The sequence below is a fragment of the Phenylobacterium sp. genome (assembly GCF_030697925.1).
Taxonomy (GTDB): Bacteria; Pseudomonadota; Alphaproteobacteria; order Caulobacterales; family Caulobacteraceae; genus Phenylobacterium.
Genome location: NZ_JAUYOJ010000113.1, coordinates 1 through 1248, shown reverse-complemented (window position 1 = coordinate 1248; position 1248 = coordinate 1). Strand labels below are relative to the sequence as shown.

Sequence of the window (1248 nt, the reverse complement as noted above, 5' to 3'; positions counted from 1 at the left end):
GCCACCAGGGCGTCACGGACGCCGGCGAGCAGGGTGTCGACGAGGGTCTTGGCCTGGGCCTTGGTGAGGTTGGGATCGCTGGCGGCCAGACGGTCGGCGAGATCGGCGGTGTTCATGGACGGGCTCCAGGAGGGAATCAGGGATGTGAACCATCCTGGCGTGCGCGGCCGATGTCCACCACCGCGTCGCGCGGGGCGCTGGTTTGATTTCCCAGACGAATGTCGGGGACCCGCTGGAACGTTTCTCCGATTGGGCCTTAACCTTTGGCGGGGCGGTCGGGATGTCGGGCGTCGGCGACCCAGAGGCGCCCCACAGTCCGGAGCCGGCGGAGGGGCGGCCGATGCAGACCTACGAGCTCTATATCGAGGACTCCCGCTATTCGGTCCCGACCTTGGTCTTCGTCATGGCGGCCATGGACGGACGCGCCAAGGCCCGCGCCACCGAAGTCCTCCTGCAATCGCCCTGTCATGCCAGCGTCGACACCTGGAAGGGTGGGCGGCTGCTGTTCACGGTGAGGGCCGGACGTCGGCAGGCGCCGGCCTTGGGCGACGTCATCTCCGCTCGGCTGTCGCCCTCACGATAGCCGCCGCCGCCGAGGCGTTCCGAACCAGGGTGCGCCAGCGAGCCCTGGGCGCCTCTGGCGACCCAGGGCTCTAGCGCGCCGCCATTGGGACCACGGCGCTGCGGCGATGGGCTCGTCCGCTGCTCGACTGCATCAGGTCGTGGATAGGGCGTCCAGCGAACTCACCCGCGGCACGAACGTCGCGTGGGAAGGTTCGACGCCCGAGGGGCCGCCCGGTCAGTCCAGGGTCTTCAGAAGCGCCTTGCACCGGTCCTTCAGCGCGCTCGGTGGGGGGCGCGTGGCCAGCCAGTCGCCAAACGCGACGATCCTGGCCTCGTCCGGCTTCGACCAGCCTTCCGTGCGCGCCAGGTCGGCGAAGATCGCTCGGGCCCTGGCGTGGGGATCGGGCGCGCTCGTCAAGGTGCGGACCATGGCCTTTGCGTTGGCCAGGGTCGTGAGGCGGCTGCTGGTCATTCGGCTCTCAAGTTAGCTTGCCTCACTGGCCAGGTTCGGGCCGGATGTCAAAGGTGCGCCACGGCGGTGTCGCAAGAGCGACAGGCCCGCCAGGCCGGCCAGTCCCAAGCCGACCAGGAGGAGGCTACGGGTGCGATAACGTGGCCGAACGGCGAAACGGTGGAACAGGCGCTCGTCGGCCGCCCACCAGGCGCCAGAGGGCTTGTGGAATC

Annotated in this window: 3 protein-coding genes; 1 reads left to right on the top strand and 2 read right to left on the bottom strand. The window is 69.4% G+C overall.

All coding sequences use genetic code 11. The features are described from left to right. Window positions 1-340: 340 nt before the first annotated feature. Complete coding sequence (locus tag Q8Q88_RS10735) at window positions 341-583, top strand: hypothetical protein (RefSeq protein ID WP_305675188.1); 243 nt, start codon at window positions 341-343, stop codon at window positions 581-583. A gap of 216 nt (window positions 584-799) precedes the next feature. Here Q8Q88_RS10735 and Q8Q88_RS10730 read toward each other — a convergent pair whose 3' ends face one another. Both Q8Q88_RS10730 and Q8Q88_RS10725 read right to left on the bottom strand, forming a co-directional pair. After that, a complete protein-coding gene (locus Q8Q88_RS10730; RefSeq protein ID WP_305675187.1) occupies window positions 800-1036 on the bottom strand; it encodes a hypothetical protein in 237 nt (78 codons plus the stop codon). A gap of 12 nt (window positions 1037-1048) precedes the next feature. Beyond that, on the bottom strand, window positions 1049-1248 hold a 200-nt coding region (locus Q8Q88_RS10725), incomplete at its 5' end, for a hypothetical protein (RefSeq protein ID WP_305675186.1).

Coding starts and splice junctions, on each gene's coding strand:
- Q8Q88_RS10735 (WP_305675188.1), top strand. CDS start 341: ATGCAGACCTACGAGCTCTATATCGAGGACTCCCGCTATTCGGTCCCG.
- Q8Q88_RS10730 (WP_305675187.1), bottom strand. CDS start 1,036: ATGACCAGCAGCCGCCTCACGACCCTGGCCAACGCAAAGGCCATGGTC.